General features: G+C 59.3%; 14 protein-coding genes. 8 read left to right on the forward strand and 6 right to left on the reverse strand.

Annotated features, from left to right (window positions below):
• The first annotated feature begins 129 nt into the window (after positions 1-129).
• Positions 130-624, forward strand: coding sequence for a GreA/GreB family elongation factor (locus AC3ITA_RS24945; protein ID WP_095942060.1), 495 nt, complete (start codon positions 130-132; stop codon positions 622-624).
• On the opposite strand, the gene gdhA is transcribed toward AC3ITA_RS24945, so the two are convergent.
• Both gdhA and ettA read right to left on the reverse strand, forming a co-directional pair.
• A complete protein-coding gene (gdhA, locus tag AC3ITA_RS24950; protein WP_489278621.1) occupies positions 621-1,958 on the reverse strand; it encodes an NADP-specific glutamate dehydrogenase in 1,338 nt (445 codons plus the stop codon). The genes AC3ITA_RS24945 and gdhA overlap by 4 nt on opposite strands.
• A 371-nt stretch (positions 1,959-2,329) precedes the next feature.
• Positions 2,330-3,994, reverse strand: a complete 1,665-nt coding sequence (gene ettA / locus AC3ITA_RS24955) for an energy-dependent translational throttle protein EttA (RefSeq protein WP_095942058.1) — start codon at positions 3,992-3,994, stop codon at positions 2,330-2,332.
• A gap of 417 nt (positions 3,995-4,411) precedes the next feature.
• Here ettA and AC3ITA_RS24960 point away from each other — a divergent pair, with 417 nt between their 5' ends.
• Positions 4,412-8,260 (forward strand): bifunctional diguanylate cyclase/phosphodiesterase, encoded by a 3,849-nt coding sequence (locus AC3ITA_RS24960; protein ID WP_414927996.1) that lies wholly within the window; start codon positions 4,412-4,414, stop codon positions 8,258-8,260.
• A 16-nt stretch (positions 8,261-8,276) separates the two neighbouring features.
• Here AC3ITA_RS24960 and AC3ITA_RS24965 read toward each other — a convergent pair whose 3' ends face one another.
• Positions 8,277-10,628, reverse strand: coding sequence for a glycoside hydrolase (locus AC3ITA_RS24965; RefSeq protein ID WP_489278623.1), 2,352 nt, complete (start codon positions 10,626-10,628; stop codon positions 8,277-8,279).
• A gap of 260 nt (positions 10,629-10,888) precedes the next feature.
• Between AC3ITA_RS24965 and glyA the strand changes: the two genes are divergently transcribed.
• The 6 genes from glyA to AC3ITA_RS24995 all read left to right on the forward strand — a co-directional run bounded on the left by glyA (position 10,889) and on the right by AC3ITA_RS24995 (position 16,788).
• Positions 10,889-12,142: a serine hydroxymethyltransferase gene (glyA, locus tag AC3ITA_RS24970; RefSeq protein WP_095942056.1), complete on the forward strand. Its 1,254-nt coding sequence runs from the start codon at positions 10,889-10,891 to the stop codon at positions 12,140-12,142.
• A gap of 340 nt (positions 12,143-12,482) precedes the next feature.
• On the forward strand, positions 12,483-13,055 hold the full coding sequence (locus tag AC3ITA_RS24975; RefSeq protein WP_150672713.1) for a hypothetical protein: 573 nt from the start codon (positions 12,483-12,485) through the stop codon (positions 13,053-13,055).
• An 85-nt stretch (positions 13,056-13,140) separates the two neighbouring features.
• Positions 13,141-13,695 carry a hypothetical protein gene (locus AC3ITA_RS24980; RefSeq protein ID WP_489278625.1) on the forward strand — a complete coding sequence of 185 codons (555 nt, stop codon included), beginning with the start codon at positions 13,141-13,143 and terminating at the stop codon, positions 13,693-13,695.
• 296 nt (positions 13,696-13,991) lie between these two features.
• Positions 13,992-15,305: a C4-dicarboxylate transporter DctA gene (locus tag AC3ITA_RS24985; protein ID WP_095942053.1), complete on the forward strand. Its 1,314-nt coding sequence runs from the start codon at positions 13,992-13,994 to the stop codon at positions 15,303-15,305.
• A gap of 69 nt (positions 15,306-15,374) precedes the next feature.
• Positions 15,375-16,079, forward strand: coding sequence for a FadR/GntR family transcriptional regulator (locus AC3ITA_RS24990; RefSeq protein ID WP_095942052.1), 705 nt, complete (start codon positions 15,375-15,377; stop codon positions 16,077-16,079).
• A gap of 25 nt (positions 16,080-16,104) precedes the next feature.
• Positions 16,105-16,788, forward strand: a complete 684-nt coding sequence (locus tag AC3ITA_RS24995; protein ID WP_095942051.1) for a GntR family transcriptional regulator — start codon at positions 16,105-16,107, stop codon at positions 16,786-16,788.
• 101 nt (positions 16,789-16,889) lie between these two features.
• Here AC3ITA_RS24995 and yjiA read toward each other — a convergent pair whose 3' ends face one another.
• From yjiA to AC3ITA_RS25010, 3 genes are all read right to left on the reverse strand, one after another.
• Entirely contained in the window at positions 16,890-17,861 is a 972-nt protein-coding gene (gene yjiA, locus AC3ITA_RS25000; RefSeq protein WP_095942050.1) for a GTPase, read from the reverse strand.
• Positions 17,862-18,023: 162 nt separating this feature from the next.
• Positions 18,024-18,221 (reverse strand): YbdD/YjiX family protein, encoded by a 198-nt coding sequence (locus AC3ITA_RS25005; protein ID WP_008371622.1) that lies wholly within the window; start codon positions 18,219-18,221, stop codon positions 18,024-18,026.
• Between the two features lie 15 nt (positions 18,222-18,236).
• Positions 18,237-20,303: a carbon starvation CstA family protein gene (locus tag AC3ITA_RS25010; RefSeq protein WP_090451508.1), complete on the reverse strand. Its 2,067-nt coding sequence runs from the start codon at positions 20,301-20,303 to the stop codon at positions 18,237-18,239.
• Between the last annotated feature and the right edge of the window lie 56 nt (positions 20,304-20,359).

Raw genomic sequence — 20,359 nt, forward strand, 5'->3', positions numbered from 1 at the left:
TTAAAGCCTGGCAGCAGCAGAAGGATCAGGCCGCCGCCCGGGCCTGTCACTCGCCATAAGTCGCTTTCAGACATCCAGTGAAACCAAATGCCTGCGACCATGGCCCAAATCCTATACCGGGAGAATTCCATGAGCCGTGCCTTCGTCAATGAAGATAACGCCGCCGCGCAAGCCGATCAGCCAGTCGAACGGCAGATCAGCGCGCAGCCCAATTACGTCACGCCGCAAGGCCTGAACCTGTTGCAGGGAAAAGTCACCGAACTGCAAACCCTGCACGCCGAACAATCGGCAAAAGGCGAGCAGGCCGACAAGCAGCGCCTGGCGGATCTCGAACGTGATCTGCGTTACTTCAAGCAGCGCCTGGGCAGCGCTCAGGTAGTACCCACCGCGACGTCGACCGAGAAAGTGCAGATCGGCAGTTGGGTGACCTACGCCGATGAGCACGCCACCGAGCGCCGGGTACAACTGGTGGGCGAAGATCAGGCCGATGCCGCCCACGGCCTGATCAATTGGGGTTCACCACTGGGACGGGCACTGCTCGGTGCGCGACTCAACGATGAAGTGCTGTGGCAGCGCCCTGCCGGGGATCAACTGATTGAGGTGATCCGTATCGAACCGGCTTAGACAACGCCCTGGGCCAGCATGGCATCGGCGACCTTGACGAAGCCGGCAATGTTTGCGCCCTTGACGTAGTTGACCCGGCCGTCCTTCTCACCGTAATGCACGCAAGCGTGGTGAATCGACTGCATGATCGCGTGCAGCTTGCTGTCCACTTCGCCGCCGGTCCATGCCAAACGCATGGCGTTCTGCGACATTTCCAGCCCGCTCACCGCTACACCACCGGCGTTGGACGCCTTGCCCGGCGCGAACAGAATGTCGGCTTCGATGAACAGGTCCACCGCCTCGAGGGTGGTCGGCATGTTCGCGCCTTCGGCCACGCAGATGCAGCCGTTGCGCAGCAAGGTGCGAGCGGCTTCGGCATCCAGTTCGTTTTGCGTCGCGCACGGCAGCGCGATGTCGCAGCTCAGACTCCATGGCAGCTCACCGGCGCGGAACTCCAGGCCAAAGCGACCGGCCAGTTCACGGATGCGCCCGCGCTGTACATTTTTCAGTTCCAGTACCGCCAGCCATTGCTCCTCGGTCAAACCGCTTTCGCAATACAAGGTGCCTTCGGAGTCGGACAGCGAAATCACTTTACCGCCCAGATCCATGACCTTGCGCGCTGCGTATTGCGCAACGTTGCCGGAGCCGGAGATCGCTACGCGTTTACCTTCAACGGCCAGGCCGCGACGCTTGAGCATTTCTTCGGCGAAGTACACGCAACCGAAACCGGTGGCTTCCGGGCGAATCAGGCTGCCGCCGTAGCTTGGGCCTTTGCCGGTCAGCACGCTGGTGAACTGGTTGCTCAGGCGCTTGTACTGGCCAAACAGGAAACCGATTTCCCGCGCGCCGACACCGATATCACCGGCCGGTACGTCGACGTCAGCACCGATGTGGCGGTACAACTCGCTCATGAAGGCCTGGCAGAAGCGCATGACTTCCGCGTCGCTTTTGCCTTTGGGGTCGAAGTCCGAACCGCCCTTGCCGCCGCCCATGGGCAATGACGTCAGGGAGTTTTTGAAGGTCTGCTCGAAGGCGAGGAATTTCAGGACGCCCATGTTCACCGACGGATGGAAACGCAGGCCACCCTTGTACGGCCCGATCGCGCTGTTCATCTGGATGCGGAAGCCGCGATTGACCTGGACCTTGCCCTGATCGTCGACCCACGACACGCGAAACACCACCGCCCGCTCCGGCTCGCAGATGCGTTCCAGGATGCCGGAGGTCAGGTAATGCGGATTGGCTTCAAGAAACGGCCACAGGGTACGCAGGACTTCTTCGACAGCCTGGTGAAATTCGGGTTGGTCCGGGTCGCGTTTTTTCAAGCGCGCAAGGAAGGATTCGACGGATTCGATCATGGAAAAGTCTCGGCAAATTTATTGTCGTTGGAGGTGATTGAGCCGGACTGTAACAAACGATTCGCGCACAAGAACAGCGCAAAATGTCGCGATTATGAAATTAAATGGTGCACAGGATATAAATTAACCTGGTTTTTTGACCATTCTTGCACCTGAATGGGGATTCACAATTCAAGTCTTGCACCATCAGGTACACCGCCATCGCGAGCAGGCTCGCTCCCACAAGGGATGTATGCTGGATTGGGATTTGTGGCCTCCACAAAACCCTGTGGGAGCGAGCTTGCTCGCGATGAATGCGCCGCGGTATCGTTGAAAAAAAGCACAAAAAAACGGAGCCCGAAGGCTCCGCTCTTTATGCAACCAACCCGAAATCAGGCCAGTTTCTTGTGCCGTACACGGTGCGGCTGTGCAGCGGCTTCGCCGAGGCGCTTTCTACGATCGGCTTCGTACTCGGTGTAGTTGCCTTCGAAGAACACCGCTTGCGAGTCGTCTTCGTACGCCAGGATGTGAGTCGCGACGCGGTCCAGGAACCACCGGTCGTGGGAGATCACAATGGCGGCGCCCGGGAAGTCCAGCAGGGCTTCTTCCAGGGAACGCAGAGTTTCGACGTCGAGGTCGTTGGACGGTTCGTCGAGCAGCAGGACGTTGCCGCCCTCCTTCAGGGTCAGGGCCAGGTGCAAGCGACCGCGCTCACCACCGGACAGGTCCTTGACGAACTTCTGCTGGTCGCCGCCCTTGAAGTTGAAGCGACCGACATAGGTACGCGACGGGATCTCGTAGTTGCCGATGCGAATCTGGTCGGAACCGTCGGAGATCTGCTGGAACACGGTCTTGCTGCCGTCCAGGTCCTCGCGGCTCTGATCCACACAAGCAAGCTGCACGGTTTCACCGACTTCGATGCTGCCCGAATCCGGCGTTTCCTTGCCCATCAGCATGCGGAACAGTGTCGACTTACCGGCACCGTTACCGCCGATCACGCCAACGATGGCGCCTTTAGGCATGGAGAACGACAGGTTGTCGATCAGCACGCGGTCGCCATAGCCCTTGGTGACGTTCTTGAATTCGATGACCTTGTCGCCCAGGCGCGGACCGGCCGGGATGTAGATCTCGTTGGTTTCGCTGCGTTTCTGGAATTCCTGCGACTGCATTTCTTCGAAGCGTTGCAGACGAGCCTTGGATTTCGACTGGCGGGCCTTGGCGCCTTTGCGCACCCACTCCAGTTCTTCCTTCATGGCTTTTTCGTGGGCCGACTGCTGCTTGGATTCGGCAGCCAGACGATCGGACTTGGCTTCCAGCCAACCCGAATAGTTACCCTCGTAAGGAATGCCCGCGCCGCGGTCGAGTTCCAGGATCCAGCCGGCAACGTTGTCCAGGAAGTAACGGTCGTGCGTGATCGCGACCACGGTGCCCGGGAAGTCGTGCAGGAAGTGCTCAAGCCACGCAACGGAGTCGGCGTCCAGGTGGTTGGTCGGTTCGTCGAGCAGCAGCATGTCCGGGGCGGACAGCAGCAGGCGGCACAGGGCCACACGACGCTTCTCACCACCGGACAGGACTTCAACCTTGGCGTCCCAGGCCGGCAGACGCAGCGCGTCGGCGGCGACTTCCAGTTGACGATCGAGGTTGTGACCGTCACTGGCCTGCAGGATCGCTTCGAGCTTGGCCTGTTCGGCAGCCAGTTTGTCGAAGTCGGCGTCTTCTTCAGCGTAAGCCGCGTAGACCTCATCCAGGCGAGCCTGGGCGTTCTTGATCACGCTGACCGCTTCCTCGACCACTTCACGCACGGTCTTGGTCGGGTCCAGGATCGGCTCTTGCGGCAGATAACCGATATTCAGCTCCGGCATCGGACGGGCTTCGCCCTCGAACTCGGTGTCGACGCCGGCCATGATTTTCAGCAGCGTGGACTTACCCGAACCGTTGAGGCCGAGTACGCCGATCTTGGCGCCGGGGAAGAACGACAGAGAAATGTTTTTCAGGATTTCCCGCTTCGGCGGAACAACTTTGCCCAGCCGATGCATGGTGAATACGTATTGAGCCATGGAGAACCTTGGGTCAGTGACAGATGAATGATTGGAGCGCAGGCGATGCCCGGGCCAGACCGTGCGCGTCGTCCATAAGAGGCGACGCTGAAAAAGTCTGAGTCTAGGAGCTGGTCCAGACGCTGTTAAAATGTAACGAGCGAAGGAAAGACAAGGCGAAAACAGGCGAGGACGCGGAGTTTACGAGTTGTAAATGAGCAGTCCGAGCCTGTTTTCAACGCAGTATTTCCGAGAGCAGTAGTTTTAGCAGTGTCTGGGCTCCCGCGTAACCGGCAAAGCTACCTGAATGACCGGTGGCAGTCCAGCCGACGGGCAGGGGCTGGCACTTCGCCACAACTCAAGGCATGCTAGCCGCCCTTCGGGCGTCCGGCTTATAGTGCACGTCGCGCCAGTCCAGCCATACCGCAGGATTACAGCTTGTCCATTGTCCCTCCGCCTCTGACTTCCAGTGCGCCGGCCACAGCGCCCGGCTCCCCCCTGCGCGGAACCTTGAAGGGCACCTTGGCGACACTCGTATTGTTGCTGCTGGCCCTGCTGTTCTGGCAGTTGCTCGACCAACTGCGGGAAACCCAGAAGAACCAGCGCCAGTACACCATCGACTACACCGCCGATCTGGCCGCGCAGGTCAGCCTGAACATGGCGCTCAACGCACAGATCGCCCTCAACCTGTTACCGATCGTCGAGCAACCGCGGGACGCCGATGAACTGCAGGCCCTGTTGCGCAAGTTGCAACAGTCGCTGCCTGATCTGCGCAGCCTGGCGTTGCTCAGCCCCTCGGGAAGAGTCATCAGCGACAGCGCTCCCGTCAGCGATGACAGCGACTACCTGGGTGAACTGGTACGCCGCAGCCACGCCCAGGCGCACTATTTCAGCAACGCCACCGACGGTTCCGTGGTGCATTTATTGTTGCATCAGGCCAGCGGCAGTTCCCGAGGCTATTGGGTCTTGCGCCTGACACCCACCTTCTTTTCGTCCCTGACCAAGCAACGCGAGGCCGGCGGCCGCCCGTTGTGGCTGGTGGAGAACCGCATCAATCATCAGATCATCAGCCGTGACGAAGCGCTGCCCTCGGTCAATCCGGGCACGCTGACCGCGGACGATGTCGCCAACAGCGTGCTGACCGTTGCGCTGAGCAGCAGCGATTGGCAACTGCGCGGCTTGTTCGACCGCCAGCGCGTGCTGGAAGAGCTGCTGCCGGCATTCATCGGCAAATGCCTGCTGGGCCTGGCGTTTTCCATGCTGCCGTTCCTCGCCTTGCTCAACACGCGCCGGCGTCAACGCCAGCTGAATGAAGGCCGCCGGCGCTACCAGGACATTTTCGAAGGCACCGGCGTGGCCTTGTGCGTCCTCGACATGTCCGGGCTCAAGGTCTTTTTCGACAAGGCACAGCTGCAGGGCAGCGAGCAACTGCAAGCGTGGCTGGCGATCCCGGAGCAACGCCGGCCATTGCTCAAGGAACTGCGGATCACAGAGGTCAACCAGGTAGCGCTGCAACTGCTTAATGTCGATAGCGCCGACAAAGCCTGGAAACTGCTGATCGACGGTAATCCACAGGACGGCACCACCATCGGCGACCAGGTGCTCGATGCGATGCTCAACCAGCAGCAACAGCTCGAGCTGGAAATCAAGCTCCAGGACGCCAGTGGTCGCGACCAGCACCTGTGGCTGGTGCTGCGCCTGCCGCAAACCCCGGACGACTATAAAGCAGTGATCCTGAGCATCACCGACATCACTAGCCGCAAGCTCATCGAACTGTCGCTGCAGGAGCGCGAAGGTTTCTGGTCGGACGTGGTGCGCACTGTGCCGGATCACCTGTATGTGCAGGATGTGATCAGCCAGCGCATGATCTACAGCAACCATCACCTGGGCCAGACCCTGGGTTACAACCGCACCGAACTGCACCAGATGGGCGAGTACTTCTGGGAAATCCTCCTGCATCCCGAAGACGCCGACTACTACCATCGCTCCCGCCAGATCCAGCGTCAGGCCGGTTATCGCCAATTGATGCAGTGCCAGTTGCGCTTCCGCCATCGGGACGGCCAGTGGCGACGCTTCGAGATTCGCGAGCAGGCACTGGCCCGGGACAAGAACGACCAGGTCACGCGGATCATCGGCGTGGCCAAGGACATCACCGACCAGATCGAAGCCAGCGAGTCCCTGCGCGACAGCGAGCAGCGCTACCGGATGCTCGCCGAAAGCATCAGCGACGTGATCTTCTCCACCGACAGCCGCCTCAACCTCAATTACGTCAGCCCTTCGGTGCAAGCGGTGCTGGGTTACGACGCCGAGTGGATTTTCCAGAACGGCTGGCAATCGACCATCGCCAACCCGCAACAACTGACCGGCATCTACCACCTGATGGACCGGGTCAGCAAAGCGCTGGATCAACCGGACCAACTGGCGTTGCTGCGCAGCCAGGTGCAAACCCAGCTGTTCCTGTTCGATTGCCTGCGGGCCGACGGGCGCAAGATCCCGATCGAACTGCGCCTGGTATTGGTCTGGGACGAACACGGCACGTTCGAAGGCGTGCTCGGCGTCGGCCGCGACATCAGCCAGCAACGCCGGGCCGAAAAAGACCTGCGCATGGCCGCCACGGTATTCGAACACTCGACCTCGGCGATCCTGATCACCGACCCGGCCGGCTACATCGTCCAGGCCAACGAAGCCTTCAGTCGTGTCAGCGGTTACGCCATGGAGCAGGTCCTCGACCAGTTGCCGAACATGCTGACGGTCGACGACCAGCAGGAAGCCCATCTGCGTTACGTGCTCAAGCAATTGGGCCAGCACAGCACCTGGGAAGGCGAAGTCTGGCTCAAGCGCCGTAATGGCGAGCATTACCCGGCCTGGGTCGGGATCACCGCCGTGCTCGACGATGAAGGCGACCTGGCCAGTTATGTGTGTTTCTTCAGCGACATCAGTGAGCGCAAGGCCAGCGAGCAGCGGATTCACCGCCTCGCCTACTACGATGCCCTGACCCACCTGCCCAACCGTTCGCTGTTCCAGGATCGCCTGCACACGGCACTGCAATCGGCCGAACGGCAGAAGTCGTGGGTGGTGCTGATGTTCCTCGACCTCGACCGCTTCAAGCCGATCAACGACTCCCTGGGCCACGCCGCCGGCGACCGCATGCTCAAGGAAATGGCCACGCGCCTGCTCGGTTGCGTCGCCGATGACGACACCGTGGCGCGCATGGGCGGTGACGAATTCACCTTGCTCCTGCAACCGCGAGCCAACCGTGAAATCGCCCTGAACCGGGCGATCCATGTGGCCGAACAGATTCTTGCCAGCCTGGTGAAACCCTTCGTACTCGAAGGTCGCGAGTTCTTCGTCACGGCCAGTATCGGCATCGCCCTGAGTCCGCAGGACGGCAACGAACTCAGCCAGTTGATGAAGAACGCCGACACCGCGATGTACCACGCCAAGGAGCGTGGCAAGAACAACTTCCAGTTCTATCAGGCGGACATGAACGCCAGTGCGCTGGAGCGACTGGAGCTGGAAAGCGACTTGCGCCATGCCCTGGAACAGAACGAATTCGTGCTGTATTACCAGCCGCAGTTCAGCGGTGACGGCAAGCGCCTGACCGGCGCCGAGGCGCTGTTGCGCTGGCGTCATCCACGCCGCGGGCTGGTGCCGCCAGGGGATTTCATCCCGGTGCTCGAAGAGCTCGGGCTGGTGGTGGATGTCGGCGACTGGGTGATCAGCGAAGCCTGCCGCCAACTCAAGGCCTGGCATCAGGCCAGGGTACGGGTGCCGAAGGTGTCGGTGAACATCTCGGCGCGGCAGTTCTCCGATGGTCAGCTCGGCACGCGAATTGCCACCATCCTCAAGGAAACCGGCCTGCCGCCGGCATGCCTGGAACTGGAACTGACCGAAAGTATCCTGATGCGCGAAGTCAGCGAGGCGATGCAGATCCTCGACGGCCTGAAAAACCTCGGCCTGAGCATTGCAGTCGACGATTTCGGTACCGGTTATTCATCGCTCAATTACCTCAAGCAATTCCCGATCGACGTTCTGAAGATCGACCGCACCTTTGTCGATGGCCTGCCCAGCGGCGAGCAGGACGCACAAATTGCCCGGGCAATCATTGCCATGGCCCACAGCCTCAACCTGGCGGTGATCGCTGAAGGCGTGGAAACCCATGAGCAGCTGGATTTCCTGAGGGAACACGGTTGCGACGAGGTGCAGGGTTACCTGTTCGGACGGCCGATGCCGGCCAATCGGTTCGAGGCCCAATACAGTAACGATGCATTGTTCATGTTTGATTAAGCGCTTCCCAACCAGCTCAACGCGCCTTGAACACCGTACTCATTTCATGCACTCGCACCGGTTGCCCAGGTTCTTCGACACGGGCAGAGAGCGCAGGCAGCGTCGTACCTTGCGCCACCATCGGCCCGCTGCTGAAGTTCACGGTGATGCGCGTTCCATCCGCATAGCTTGATTGCTGGAGCGCGCGATCTGTCGACAACACCTTGAAGTCCGCCATCGCCACTCTGAACAGTCGCTCGTGCAGCGGGCGGAAGATTCGGTCATAGGCTGCGATCACCGGCAGATCACGATCGAGCACTTCATCGGCGAGGTGATAAAGCGGCGGCACCATGTACAACAATTGCAGGAGCGCCGTCGCCTCCCAGTCATTGCTGAACTTCAATGAGCCGTACTCCCAGTGATGGGTTGTCACGACGCTGTCATGCAAGGCGATCTGATAAAGCGGCAGGCGAAACCGTGGCGAGCGCACATAACGGGCGATCGAAGGCTTGAGCGGTACAGGCTTGAAGTAAAGACTGGGCGTTTCGTCGGGCCAGTAACGGCCTCGATAGTACGGCGAGCGTGAATCCTTCATATCAGGATCCATCCAGGCGAAGGGCTGCGTCGTCATGCCCTGGGCAAACGCGAACTGCGGGGCGTACCAGGACAACCCGCCTTCCGTTCCGGTCACCAGGCCAAATGCCCGGGCAGGATAAGCGAGCCTCTGGCGCACGCTCTGACTGTCCTGCGATTCACTGGTCTCGCGGCCGGGCGTATAGTCCTCGCGCGGTGGGCCGGCGCCATCCACATCCAGGAAATAGCTGTTGAGCCCAGCGTTTTCTGCAATCGCATCGATGCGTTTTCGAGCATAGTCATGGGCTGCACGAGCGCTGACATACACCCCACGTCCGGCAAAACCGATGGCGGGTTGGCCGTTTTGATCCCGGTAACCGGCATTCGCCAACTCATCGCCCATCTGCGCGGTAGACCAGGTTGCCGTAAGTTTTGAGGGGTGGGCGCTGCCATAGCTATCGTAGACGCCGACCAGGTAACCCGCCGCCTTGGCTTGTTCAATGGCTTCAGGGTGCCAAAGCGCCGTTCGCCACTCACTGACACCCAGCCAGGCACGGCGCAATCCAGCCGATTGCAGCGCGCTGACCAGGTCGGTCGACAGACCGCCTCCCCAACGTCGGGCGGGGGCCAACAGCGGACCGAAGGCCTGCTCCATGGCGACGCTCATATCCCGTGCCCACGCCACTTCACCACCTGGGTCATGCCCGCCCGACAGCGGTGTCACTTCGGGACGGGCAATCACCTTCAACAGTGCCGCGTTGAGCGCTCGAACCACCTCTCTTTTCAGCCATGGCTCAATATCACCCGGGTTCCTGGCAGCCGCCTTGAACGCCTTCTCGACGGCTTTGCGCTTTTCATCATCAAGCGCCTTCCACAGACGCCCCGCCAGTTGCGTGTCATCGCCTTGCTGACGCTGGAACTGTTCCAGAAACGCTCGCCATTGAACGATGTCCGCGACTTTCAGCGGATCGTTGCCCCATAGATAGATATGGGACGCCCCTCCTAACCGGGCGACCTCGGGCGTCGCGGCAATCTTGTCGTTCAAGGAGACAAACTGGCCGTTTGCCTGCAGCCACTGCCGGTATCCACGCGCCCCCGCCAACGGGTCCGGCGGGCCGGGCACAAATCGCAGGGTATAAGCGGCATCAGGGGATAGAGAGGAGAAACGGTGAGTAAAGCCAGGTCGTGCCCGATCAGCCCTGCGTTCGACATCAAACGTTGTATCCAGGGGTGTCTCCAACAGCCAGGTCACGGAAAGCCCCTCTCGCAGCTCCGTCCAGAACGGCATGGAAAGAATACTCAGCACACTTTCCGGCTCGTAACGACGCACCATCCAGTCAAGCCACCCGGGGTCGTCCGCCGGCACATAACTGCCCTCGCCAAAAGGAAATGCGTAGGCCTTGATGGCCCCGGGATCCGCAGTCCGAGGCCAGTTCAAGACCGATGGACCTCGTGACCGGACTGACACCCGCAACGCACCAAGCTCGATACTGGCCGTGACCTTGTACCGGGCCGCACCTGCAATCACTTGCCATTCGCGATCCGACAGCCGCTCCACCGTGCCGCCGCTGAACGCCGGGGACGCCAGCGCCAGGCGCTTGCCTTGTGAAGTCGTGAGCGAAATGGCCAACGTGGCCGGCTCAATTGCAAACTGCCCGACGGAACTGTCCAGCAGCACAGGGGCATTAGCCAAGGCGTACGTCGAGCCGGGCATCATGCAAGCCAACACGATGGCCCATACAAGGGCTATCCAACGACATGGGCAAGCCTGCGCGGAAACAGGCGTGGTAGGCATCTGATCGGTCACGGGCATCATCCATCGGCCTCCTGTCCAGCGTTCAGGGGCAAGACGTTCGTCAGCTCAAGTCTTCATCCAGGCTTCCAGAACAGGGTGTGCCCCGCAAAAAAACAAGGATGCCCATCTCGGCTCCGCGCTTCAGGGATAATTTGTGTCCGAATATTCAGCCGCGCACCGTGAATGCCACTTGTCTGCGACATGATGCCGTTTCATATGCCATCTAAAACCCATTGGGTTAGAATGCCTCCCTTTTCCGCCCCCGATCCTTGAGGACCGCCATGTTCAGCCGTGATTTGACTATTGCCAAGTACGACGCCGACCTTTTTGCCGCCATGGAGCAAGAAGCTCAGCGTCAGGAAGAACACATCGAGCTGATCGCTTCGGAAAACTACACCAGCCCAGCGGTGATGGAAGCTCAAGGCTCGGTACTGACCAACAAGTACGCCGAAGGCTACCCGGGCAAGCGCTACTACGGTGGTTGCGAGTACGTCGACGTCGTCGAGCAGCTTGCAATTGATCGAGCAAAAGAGCTGTTCGGTGCCGACTACGCCAACGTTCAGCCGCACGCCGGTTCGCAAGCCAACAGCGCCGTTTACCTGGCCCTGCTGTCGGCTGGCGACACCATCCTGGGCATGAGCCTGGCCCACGGTGGTCACCTGACCCACGGTGCCAGCGTTTCGTCTTCGGGCAAGCTGTACAACGCCATCCAGTACGGCATCGACGCCAACGGCCTGATCGACTACGACGAAGTCGAGCGCCTGGCCGTTGAGCACAAGCCGAAAATGATCGTGGCCGGTTTCTCTGCCTACTCGCAGATCCTCGACTTCCCGCGCTTCCGTGCAATCGCCGACAAGGTAGGTGCCTACCTGTTCGTCGACATGGCCCACGTGGCCGGCCTGGTCGCCGCTGGTGTCTACCCGAACCCGGTTCCATTCGCTGACGTCGTGACCACCACCACCCACAAGACCCTGCGCGGTCCACGTGGCGGCCTGATCCTGGCTCGCGCCAACGCCGACATCGAGAAGAAGCTGAACTCCGCCGTATTCCCGGGCGCCCAGGGCGGCCCGCTGGAGCACGTGATCGCGGCCAAGGCGATCTGCTTCAAGGAAGCGCTGCAGCCTGAGTTCAAGGCTTACCAGCAACAAGTGGTGAAGAACGCCCAGGCCATGGCCAGCGTGTTCATCGAGCGCGGTTTCGACGTGGTTTCCGGTGGTACTCAGAACCACCTGTTCCTGCTGTCGCTGATCAAGCAGGAAATCTCCGGTAAAGACGCCGATGCCGCGCTGGGCAAAGCGTTCATCACCGTGAACAAGAACTCCGTGCCAAACGATCCACGCTCCCCGTTCGTCACCTCCGGCCTGCGCTTCGGCACCCCGGCAGTGACCACTCGTGGCTTCAAGGAAGCAGAGTGCAAGGAACTGGCCGGCTGGATCTGCGACATCCTGGCTGACCTGAATAACGAAGCGGTGATCGATGCCGTTCGTGAGAAGGTCAAGGCCATCTGCAAGAAGCTGCCGGTATACGGCGCTTAATCAGCCCCGCTAAATCCGCAGCATGAAAAACCGGCCAATTGATTGGCCGGTTTTTTTTCGTCTGCACTAATGTCCTCACACGCCGGAAATATATCTGGTGCCGTTGTTCTGCGTTCAACACTCAAAACCTGAAACAATAACCCCCTCCAAAAAACTGCCTGAAACAGATAATTAACTGTTACTGTTAGCTCACAAAAACAACAACAAAATAACCAACCAACTATATTTGCCAGCCAGCACTTTCTGACTCACAACTTCCCACACGCACCTGGTTGCACTGACAACATCGAAAGCAACACCCCACGCTAAAAAACAACTCATAAAATTCAAGGATGAATTAATGACTACAAACAGACAAAAGTCTTTCATAGCAACATTGGAACTGGACAATCAACATGTTGACTTCCTAGGTTCATTACATGGCACGCCCGCCATACGCAACGACTCATTGTTCTCTGGCGGTTTTTACACCGGAGCACCAACACCACGGGACGATTCTCATCTGCTAGGCCGTCGTCCTGTACAGGAAGTCCACAACGCTGTGCCGATCACGATTTACTTTCGTTGTACAGATGATTACTACCACCTTTATATCCGCTCCCATACCACTTACACAGGGCATTGCGTGAGCAAGGATTTTGCCGGGGTTCTAGGTGCATTTCTTCCCGCTGGCAGCGACACCACATCGTTCAACCTCCTGAACCTGGAAAACCGGATCATCACCCTGGAAGACATGGGCAGTGATATCCAGCGACTCCGGCTCAAGGTTCGTCACTCGAAGCAAATCGGCAGCATCCGTCGCAGGGGTGCGCCTTATAGCTATCTGGCCGAAATTGATGATAAAGGCATGGTATTCAAGTTGCGAATCATCGAGCGCAATGCATCGTTCCTGAGTGATCCGAACGAAGTCTGACACACAGCACAAACATCGCTCGCACGTTATTCCCGCTGCAGGAACAGCGCCTATCCACCAATACTCAAAACCTTCAGGTACAAACATGAGCACTGACCAGGAAAAATCATTCATTGCAACTCTCAGCACTCGCTATGGCCGCCCTCATTTTCCAAAGTTGACGTACCGCAAAAAAATCACAACTCCACGCCCTGACTACGAAGCGTTTACGTTCTCTCATTATATCGATGTTTCCAACTACCTCTTCTTGAAGCCTGACATCCCCAGCGACGCACTGAAATTTTACTTCAGGTGTCTCGACGACTATTACACCCTCTATATATTCACTCCAGGCGAGTATTACTACATGACAGTAAGTAGAGAGGAGAAAGATTTCTTGAATGCTTATGCAACGAACGATGGCGACCAGACGACTTTCAACTTGCTGGATGCAAGAGGCAAAATCATCACGCTGGATCAACTCGATAACGACACACCCACCATCAGGATACAGACGCGAGGGGGTCACCTTCTGCGGGCGGGTCTGAGCCGCAATAAATATGACCCCAAGGTCGGGACATTCATTCGGACCAACGCAACCCGCAGCTCGAGCATCCTGGACTTCAAACTGAACATCCTTCAACGCAATGTGCCTTATTAGGGGAAGTCGCTGCGCGAATACCGCCTGCGCATCATGGTTAACCAGTCTGCCCGTAGCACGAGAAAGCCTGGCCAGTAATGGCTGGGCTTTTTTCATCCGTATTTTTCACTGGATCGTGATGCATCGCGCAACTGGTCAGACCGGTCATGCCAATTTTTAGATTTTCACTTGTATTTCGGAAAAAACCGAGCGTAGACTGCGCCTGCACTGGACATACCGGTAAGACCACAATAATTAAGTCCTGAATCTGATGTGTTCCGCACACGGCAGCCAGGACACCGACCAGGATTCCTCCCATGCTCAGATGGTGCTCGCGTTCAATCTTCCTCCAAGTGGTTCTCGGACTGGTGCTCGGCATCGTCTGCGGGCTGACCCTTCCCGAATACTCCGCTCAGCTCAAACCGCTCGGTGACGGTTTTATCAAGCTGATCAAAATGCTCATTGGCTTGATTGTGTTTTGCGTAGTGGTCAGCGGCATCAGCGGTGCCGGCGACCTGAAGAAGGTCGGCCGTATCGGCCTCAAATCGGTGATCTACTTCGAAGTGTTGACCACCATCGCCCTGGTGATCGGCCTGGTGTTCGCCTTCAGCACCGGCATCGGAAGCGGCGCGAACATTCACCTGGAGCAGCTTTCCGCAGCCGACATGGGCGACATTGCCCAGCGCGGCCAGCACATGCACACCACCACGCAGTTCCTGATGGACCTGATACCGACGTCGGTGATCGGTGCCTTTGCCGATAACAACATCCTGCAGGTCCTGCTGTTCTCCGTGCTGTTCGGCAGTGCGCTGAATCTGGTGGGCGAGGCGGCATCGGGTATTTCGCGGCTGATCAATGAACTCAGCCACGTGATTTTCCGCATCATGGGCATGATCGTGCGCCTGGCGCCGATCGGTGTGTTCGGTGCGATCGCCTTCACCACCAGCAAATATGGCCTGGACTCACTGCAGCACCTGGGCAGCCTGGTCGGCCTCTTCTACCTGACCTGCGTAGCTTTCGTGACGCTGATTCTCGGCCTGGTGATGCGCCTCTCCGGCCTGAAAATGTGGCCATTGCTCAAATACCTGCGCGAAGAACTGCTGATCGTCATGGGCACCGCTTCGTCCGACGCCGTGCTGCCACAAATCATGCGCAAGCTTGAGCATCTGGGCATCGGCAGCTCGACGGTCGGTCTGGTGATTCCAACGGGTTACTCGTTCAACCTCGACGGTTTCTCGATCTACCTGACCCTGGCCATCGTGTTCATCGCCAATGCCACCGGCACGCCGCTGGCAATGACCGACCTGCTGACGATTCTGTTGGTATCGTTGATCACCTCCAAGGGGGCCCACGGTATTCCGGGCTCGGCGCTGGTGATTCTGGCGGCCACCCTGACGGCCATTCCGGCCATTCCGGTGGTGGGTCTGGTGCTGGTACTGGCCGTGGACTGGTTCATGGGCATCGGCCGGGCGCTGACCAACCTGATCGGCAACTGTGTGGCGACCGTCGCCATTGCGCGGTGGGAAAAGGACATCGATGTGCAGCGGGCGAACAAGGTACTTTCGGGCCAGGCGGGTTATACCTTCCAGCCGAGAAAACCGGTCGCACCGGCGCATCAGCAGGAATTCTGAATCAACGGTGTGCCGGCCTCGCCTTGGCCGGCACACCTTCACCCCTTTTAGATGCTCATGGAGCGAACAGTGATTACCTCGTCGACCGTTGTAACTTCAGTCGTGGAAAAACTTCGGGCCGCTTTGGCCCGAGGTCAGTGGCGCTCCGGCGAAATGCTGCCGGGGCAACGTGAACTGGCCGAACAACTGGGTATCAGCCGCCCGAGCCTGCGTGAGGCGGTCATCGTCCTGGAAACCCTTGGCCTGGTGCGTTCGATGCCGGGCAAAGGCGTCGTCGTGCTCGAGGCCAGCCTCAGCGATGGCCAGTCCCACGACAGCGCGGTGGCCGCAGCGAGCCTGGAAGACGTGCTGCAACTGCGCTACACCCTGGAGCCGTTCATAGTCGGTCTCGTGGCCCAGTCCATCAGCAGCAAGGAAGTCGGGCAACTGCGCCTGACCCTGATGGACATGCGCGAAGCCCTGGAGGCCAATGACAGTGAAGCCGGCGTCAGCGCCTACATCGCGTTCCACGAGGAGCTGTTCACGCTGACGTCGAACCCGATCTTCCAGAGCGTGGTCCAGCAAACCAGCAATGCCCTCAAGCAAAGCGCCGAAGTGTTGCGCAACTCCCCGGAGCATCTGGCTGAACGCCTAGAAGAAAACGAAGCCGTGGTGCGGGCGATCCGCAGCAAGAACAGCGCCCAGGCCAGCGTCGAGATGCGTCGGCACATTTTGCGCGAAGGCCAGCGCATGGGCATCGAACTGAACATTCCGGAAGACAACCTCGGCAGTTGAAACCTCTTCGAACTGGAGATTGGCCATGAACAACTACGCCTCGCCACAAACGCTCGCTACCCTGCCCGTCCGCCCTTCGGTGGATGATCTGTATTCGCGGGTCCTGGACGCCATTTTCGAACAGCGCATCCATTCGGCCAGCCGCTTTACCGAAGAAAGCCTGGCGCAGATGTTCGGTGCAAGGCGCAGCGACATGCGTGACGTGCTGACGCGACTGTCCCATCAGCAGGTCATCATCCTTCGCGTCAACCATCGTCCCCGCGTCGCTGAACTTGATGTCGAGCAGACCCGGCAAACACTGCATGCCCGGCGTCTGGCCGAGGTCATGCTGGTGCGGCTGGCCTGCCAGCGACCCTGCGCGCAAGGCTTGAAGCGCCTGCGGACACTGGTCGACAACGAGCGTCAATGCGCCGAACATGGCCGGGCGATTCGCTTGTCGGTAGAGTTTCATTTGCAGTTGGCACAAATGGCGGGAAATGCACCACTAGCGCATTTTCTTGAGAGCCTGGTACCGCTGACTTCGTTGGCGATTGCGCAGTTTGACCTGCAGCAGAAGGATTATTACGTGGAGCACATGGAGATGCTGGATGCGCTGGAGCGAGGAGATGCCGCGACGGCGCAAGTCGTGCTCAATCGGCATCTGGATTATCTGGAAGATTTGTTGTTGAACCCTGCATCGGCACTGGGCCAAAACTGTGCCGCAGGTTAAACCGCTTTCGCGAGCAGGATCGCCCCCATAGGGAACTGCACTTCAAATGTGGGAGCGAGCCTGCTCGCGATGCGACTCAAGGCTCACTGCAATGTCTGACTTTAATCCGCCGCCACCCGAGCAAAACCCGCGCGAATCTTCTCTTCCGGCAAATCATCGGCAATGAACACGATCACACTCTCGCGCACGTCGTCTTCCGCCCACTCGGTATCCCAGTCGAAACCATAAAGTTTCAGCACCCCCTGAAACACCATGCGACGCGATTCGCCGAGGATATTCAACACGCCTTTGTAGCGCAGCAGTTGCTTGCCATGGTCTTCCAGCAGTTCATTCATGAACTCGCTGAGCCTGTCGATATCCAGCGGCTTTTCAGTGCGCAGCACCAGGCTGGAAATGCGGTCGATGGATGGGGCCCGGCTGACCGGGCGCAAACTCACGCCGCCACCGAGGTCGGCGTTGAGGTTGAAGCCGCGCACATCGAGTAACTCGGCCAGGTCGATCTTGCCGTGGTCGACCACGCGGATCGGCGCACGGCGGTTGATACGGGTCAGGCGTTCGCTCAACGCGGTGAAGGTCGGCTCGTCCACCAGGTCGCGTTTGCTCACCAGCAAGCGGTCGGCGAATCCGACCTGCGCCTGGGCGATGGTCTGGGTCAGGTGCAAGTCGGCATGTGCCGCGTCCACCAGGGTGATGATGCCGTCGAGGATATAGCGCTCACGCAGCTCTTCGTCGATGAAAAAGGTTTGTGCCACCGGTGCCGGATCGGCCAGGCCGGTGCATTCGATCACCAGGCGGTCGAAGGCGATGTCGCCCTGGTCCAGACGCTCGAGCAACAGATAAAGCGCTTTGGTCAGGTCCGTGTGGATGGTGCAACAGACACAGCCATTGGACAGTGTCATCACTTGTACCGGCTCATCGCCCAACAGCTGGGTATCGATACCGGCATCGCTGAATTCGTTCTCGATCACCGCAATTTTCAGACCGTGCTCGGCCTTGAGCAGATGACGCAACAGGGTGGTCTTGCCGGCGCCGAGGAAGCCGCTGAGGATCGTGACCGGGATGGGAGAGGACAAAATTGATCTCCTGTTTCACAAAACTGATAAACAACACAAAACAAATGTGGGAGCGAGCTTGCTCGCGATAGCGGCTTAACATTCAACATCACTGTTGATTGACAGTCCGCCATCGCGAGCAAGCTCGCTCCCACAGGTATTGCTGTTAATCCGACAACCGGATCAACAGCACTTGGGCCCACCCTTGCCACCGTAACGGGCTTCCTGACGCTCGCGGAAGAACGCCTCGTAGTCCATCACCGGTTTGTCCGGGTGTTTGGTCTGCATATGCTCGACGTAGTTGTCGTAGTCGGGCATGCCGACCATCAGGCGCGCGGCCTGACCGAGGTATTTACCGAGGCGACTCAGGTCATTGAACATGCTGCAATCCTCTGATTACGCATCCGGCAGCGCCTGGAATGGCGATTCTTTATCCGTACGCTCTTTTTTACCCCAGGCGGCAATACCGACCTTGAGTGCATAGAACAGGATGCTGAACACCACGAACAGGAACAGCGCGGTCAGCGTCGCGTTGGTGTAGGCGTTGAAGATCACGTGCTGCATCTGGGTGATGTCCTTGGCCGGGGCGAGGATCTGGCCGTTGGCCAGGGCATCGCTGTATTTCTTCGCAAGGGCCAGGAAGCCGATCGCCGGGTTGGCGTCGAACAGCTTGATGAAGCCCGCTGTCGTGGTGCAGATCAACAGCCACACCGCCGGCAACATGGTGACCCAGACATACCGCTGGCGCTTCATCTTGATCAGCACGACGGTGCCGAGCATCAACGCGATACCGGCCAGCATCTGGTTAGAGATACCGAACAGCGGCCACAGGGTGTTGATGCCACCCAATGGATCGATCACGCCCTGGTACAGCAACCAGCCCCACATGGCCACACAACCGGCGGTGGCAATCAGGTTGGCGGTCCAGGATTCGGTACGTTTCAGCGCCGGGACGAAGGAGCCGAGCAAGTCCTGCAGCATGAAACGCCCGGCACGTGTACCGGCGTCGACCGCGGTCAGGATGAACAGCGCTTCGAACAGGATCGCGAAGTGGTACCAGAACGCCATGGTGTTCTCGCCCGGCAGAACGCTGTGCAGGATCTGCGCGATACCGACTGCCAGGGTCGGCGCACCACCGGCACGGGCCAGAATGGTGGTTTCACCGATGTCGTGGGCCACCGCTTGCAGCGCTTCCGGGGTAATGGCGAAGCCCCAGTTGCTGACGGCTGTCGCAACCGCCACCACATCACCGCCGACCACGGCCGCCGGGCTGTTCATGGCGAAGTACACGCCAGGCTCAATCACCGAAGCGGCAACCATGGCCATGATCGCCACGAAGGACTCCATCAGCATGCCGCCGTAACCGATGTAGCGGGCGTTGGTTTCGTTATCCAGCAGTTTCGGCGTGGTCCCGGAGGAGATCAGCGCATGGAAACCCGATACCGCGCCACAGGCGATGGTGATGAACAGGAACGGGAACAGACCGCCCTTCCATACCGGACCGGTGCCGTCGACGAACTGGGTCAGGGCCGGCATTTTCAGCTCGGGCATGGTCACCAGGATGCCGATGGCCAGGGCGACGATGGTGCCGATTTTCAGGAAGGTGGAGAGGTAGTCACGGGGCGCCAGGATCAGCCACACCGGCAACACCGCTGCAACAAAACCGTAACCGATCAACATCCAGGTGATCTGGATACCGGTAAAGCTGAACGCCTTGGCCCACACCGGATCCGCGGCAATCTGCCCGCCGAGCCAGATCGAACCAAGCAGCAACAGCACGCCGATCACCGAAATTTCGCCGATGCGGCCCGGGCGGATGTAGCGCATGTAGATGCCCATGAACATCGCGATCGGGATGGTCGCCATCACCGTGAAAATCCCCCACGGGCTCTCGGCCAGGGCTTTCACCACGATCAGCGCCAGCACCGCAAGGATGATGATCATGATCAGGAAGCAGCCGAACAGCGCGATGGTGCCGGGGATGCGGCCCATTTCTTCGCGGACCATGTCGCCCAGGGAACGACCGTTGCGGCGGGTGGACATGAACAGGACCATGAAGTCCTGAACGGCACCGGCCAGCACCACGCCGGCAATCAGCCACAGCGTGCCGGGCAGGTAGCCCATCTGCGCTGCCAACACCGGACCGACCAAAGGCCCCGCGCCGGCGATGGCCGCGAAGTGGTGACCGAACAGGATGTGCTTGTTGGTTGGAACGTAGTCCAGACCGTCATTATTGAGCACAGCGGGAGTGGCCCGCCGCGCATCGAGTTGCATGACATTGTTAGCGATGAACAGACTGTAGTAGCGGTAGGCGACCAGATAGATGGCCACGGCAGCGACCACAATCCACAAGGCGTTGATTGCCTCGCCTCGGCGCAATGCCACTACACCCAGGGCGCACGCACCTACGATTGCCAGCACCAGCCAAGGCAAATGGCGTAGCGGGCTATTATTATTTTTCATTTTATTATTCCAGCCAGAGTGGACAAGAAAGACAGCCACCCCGAGTTTAGCGCTCC

This window comes from Pseudomonas sp. GL_090 (genome assembly GCF_057837765.1).

Coding starts and splice junctions, on each gene's coding strand:
- ettA (WP_095942058.1), bottom strand. CDS start 3,994: ATGGCTCAATACGTATTCACCATGCATCGGCTGGGCAAAGTTGTTCCG.
- AC3ITA_RS25010 (WP_090451508.1), bottom strand. CDS start 20,303: ATGAAAAATAATAATAGCCCGCTACGCCATTTGCCTTGGCTGGTGCTG.
- AC3ITA_RS24980 (WP_489278625.1), top strand. CDS start 13,141: ATGAGCACTGACCAGGAAAAATCATTCATTGCAACTCTCAGCACTCGC.
- AC3ITA_RS25005 (WP_008371622.1), bottom strand. CDS start 18,221: ATGTTCAATGACCTGAGTCGCCTCGGTAAATACCTCGGTCAGGCCGCG.
- gdhA (WP_489278621.1), bottom strand. CDS start 1,958: ATGATCGAATCCGTCGAATCCTTCCTTGCGCGCTTGAAAAAACGCGAC.
- AC3ITA_RS24965 (WP_489278623.1), bottom strand. CDS start 10,628: ATGATGCCCGTGACCGATCAGATGCCTACCACGCCTGTTTCCGCGCAG.
- AC3ITA_RS24995 (WP_095942051.1), top strand. CDS start 16,105: ATGAACAACTACGCCTCGCCACAAACGCTCGCTACCCTGCCCGTCCGC.
- glyA (WP_095942056.1), top strand. CDS start 10,889: ATGTTCAGCCGTGATTTGACTATTGCCAAGTACGACGCCGACCTTTTT.
- AC3ITA_RS24975 (WP_150672713.1), top strand. CDS start 12,483: ATGACTACAAACAGACAAAAGTCTTTCATAGCAACATTGGAACTGGAC.
- AC3ITA_RS24945 (WP_095942060.1), top strand. CDS start 130: ATGAGCCGTGCCTTCGTCAATGAAGATAACGCCGCCGCGCAAGCCGAT.
- AC3ITA_RS24985 (WP_095942053.1), top strand. CDS start 13,992: ATGCTCAGATGGTGCTCGCGTTCAATCTTCCTCCAAGTGGTTCTCGGA.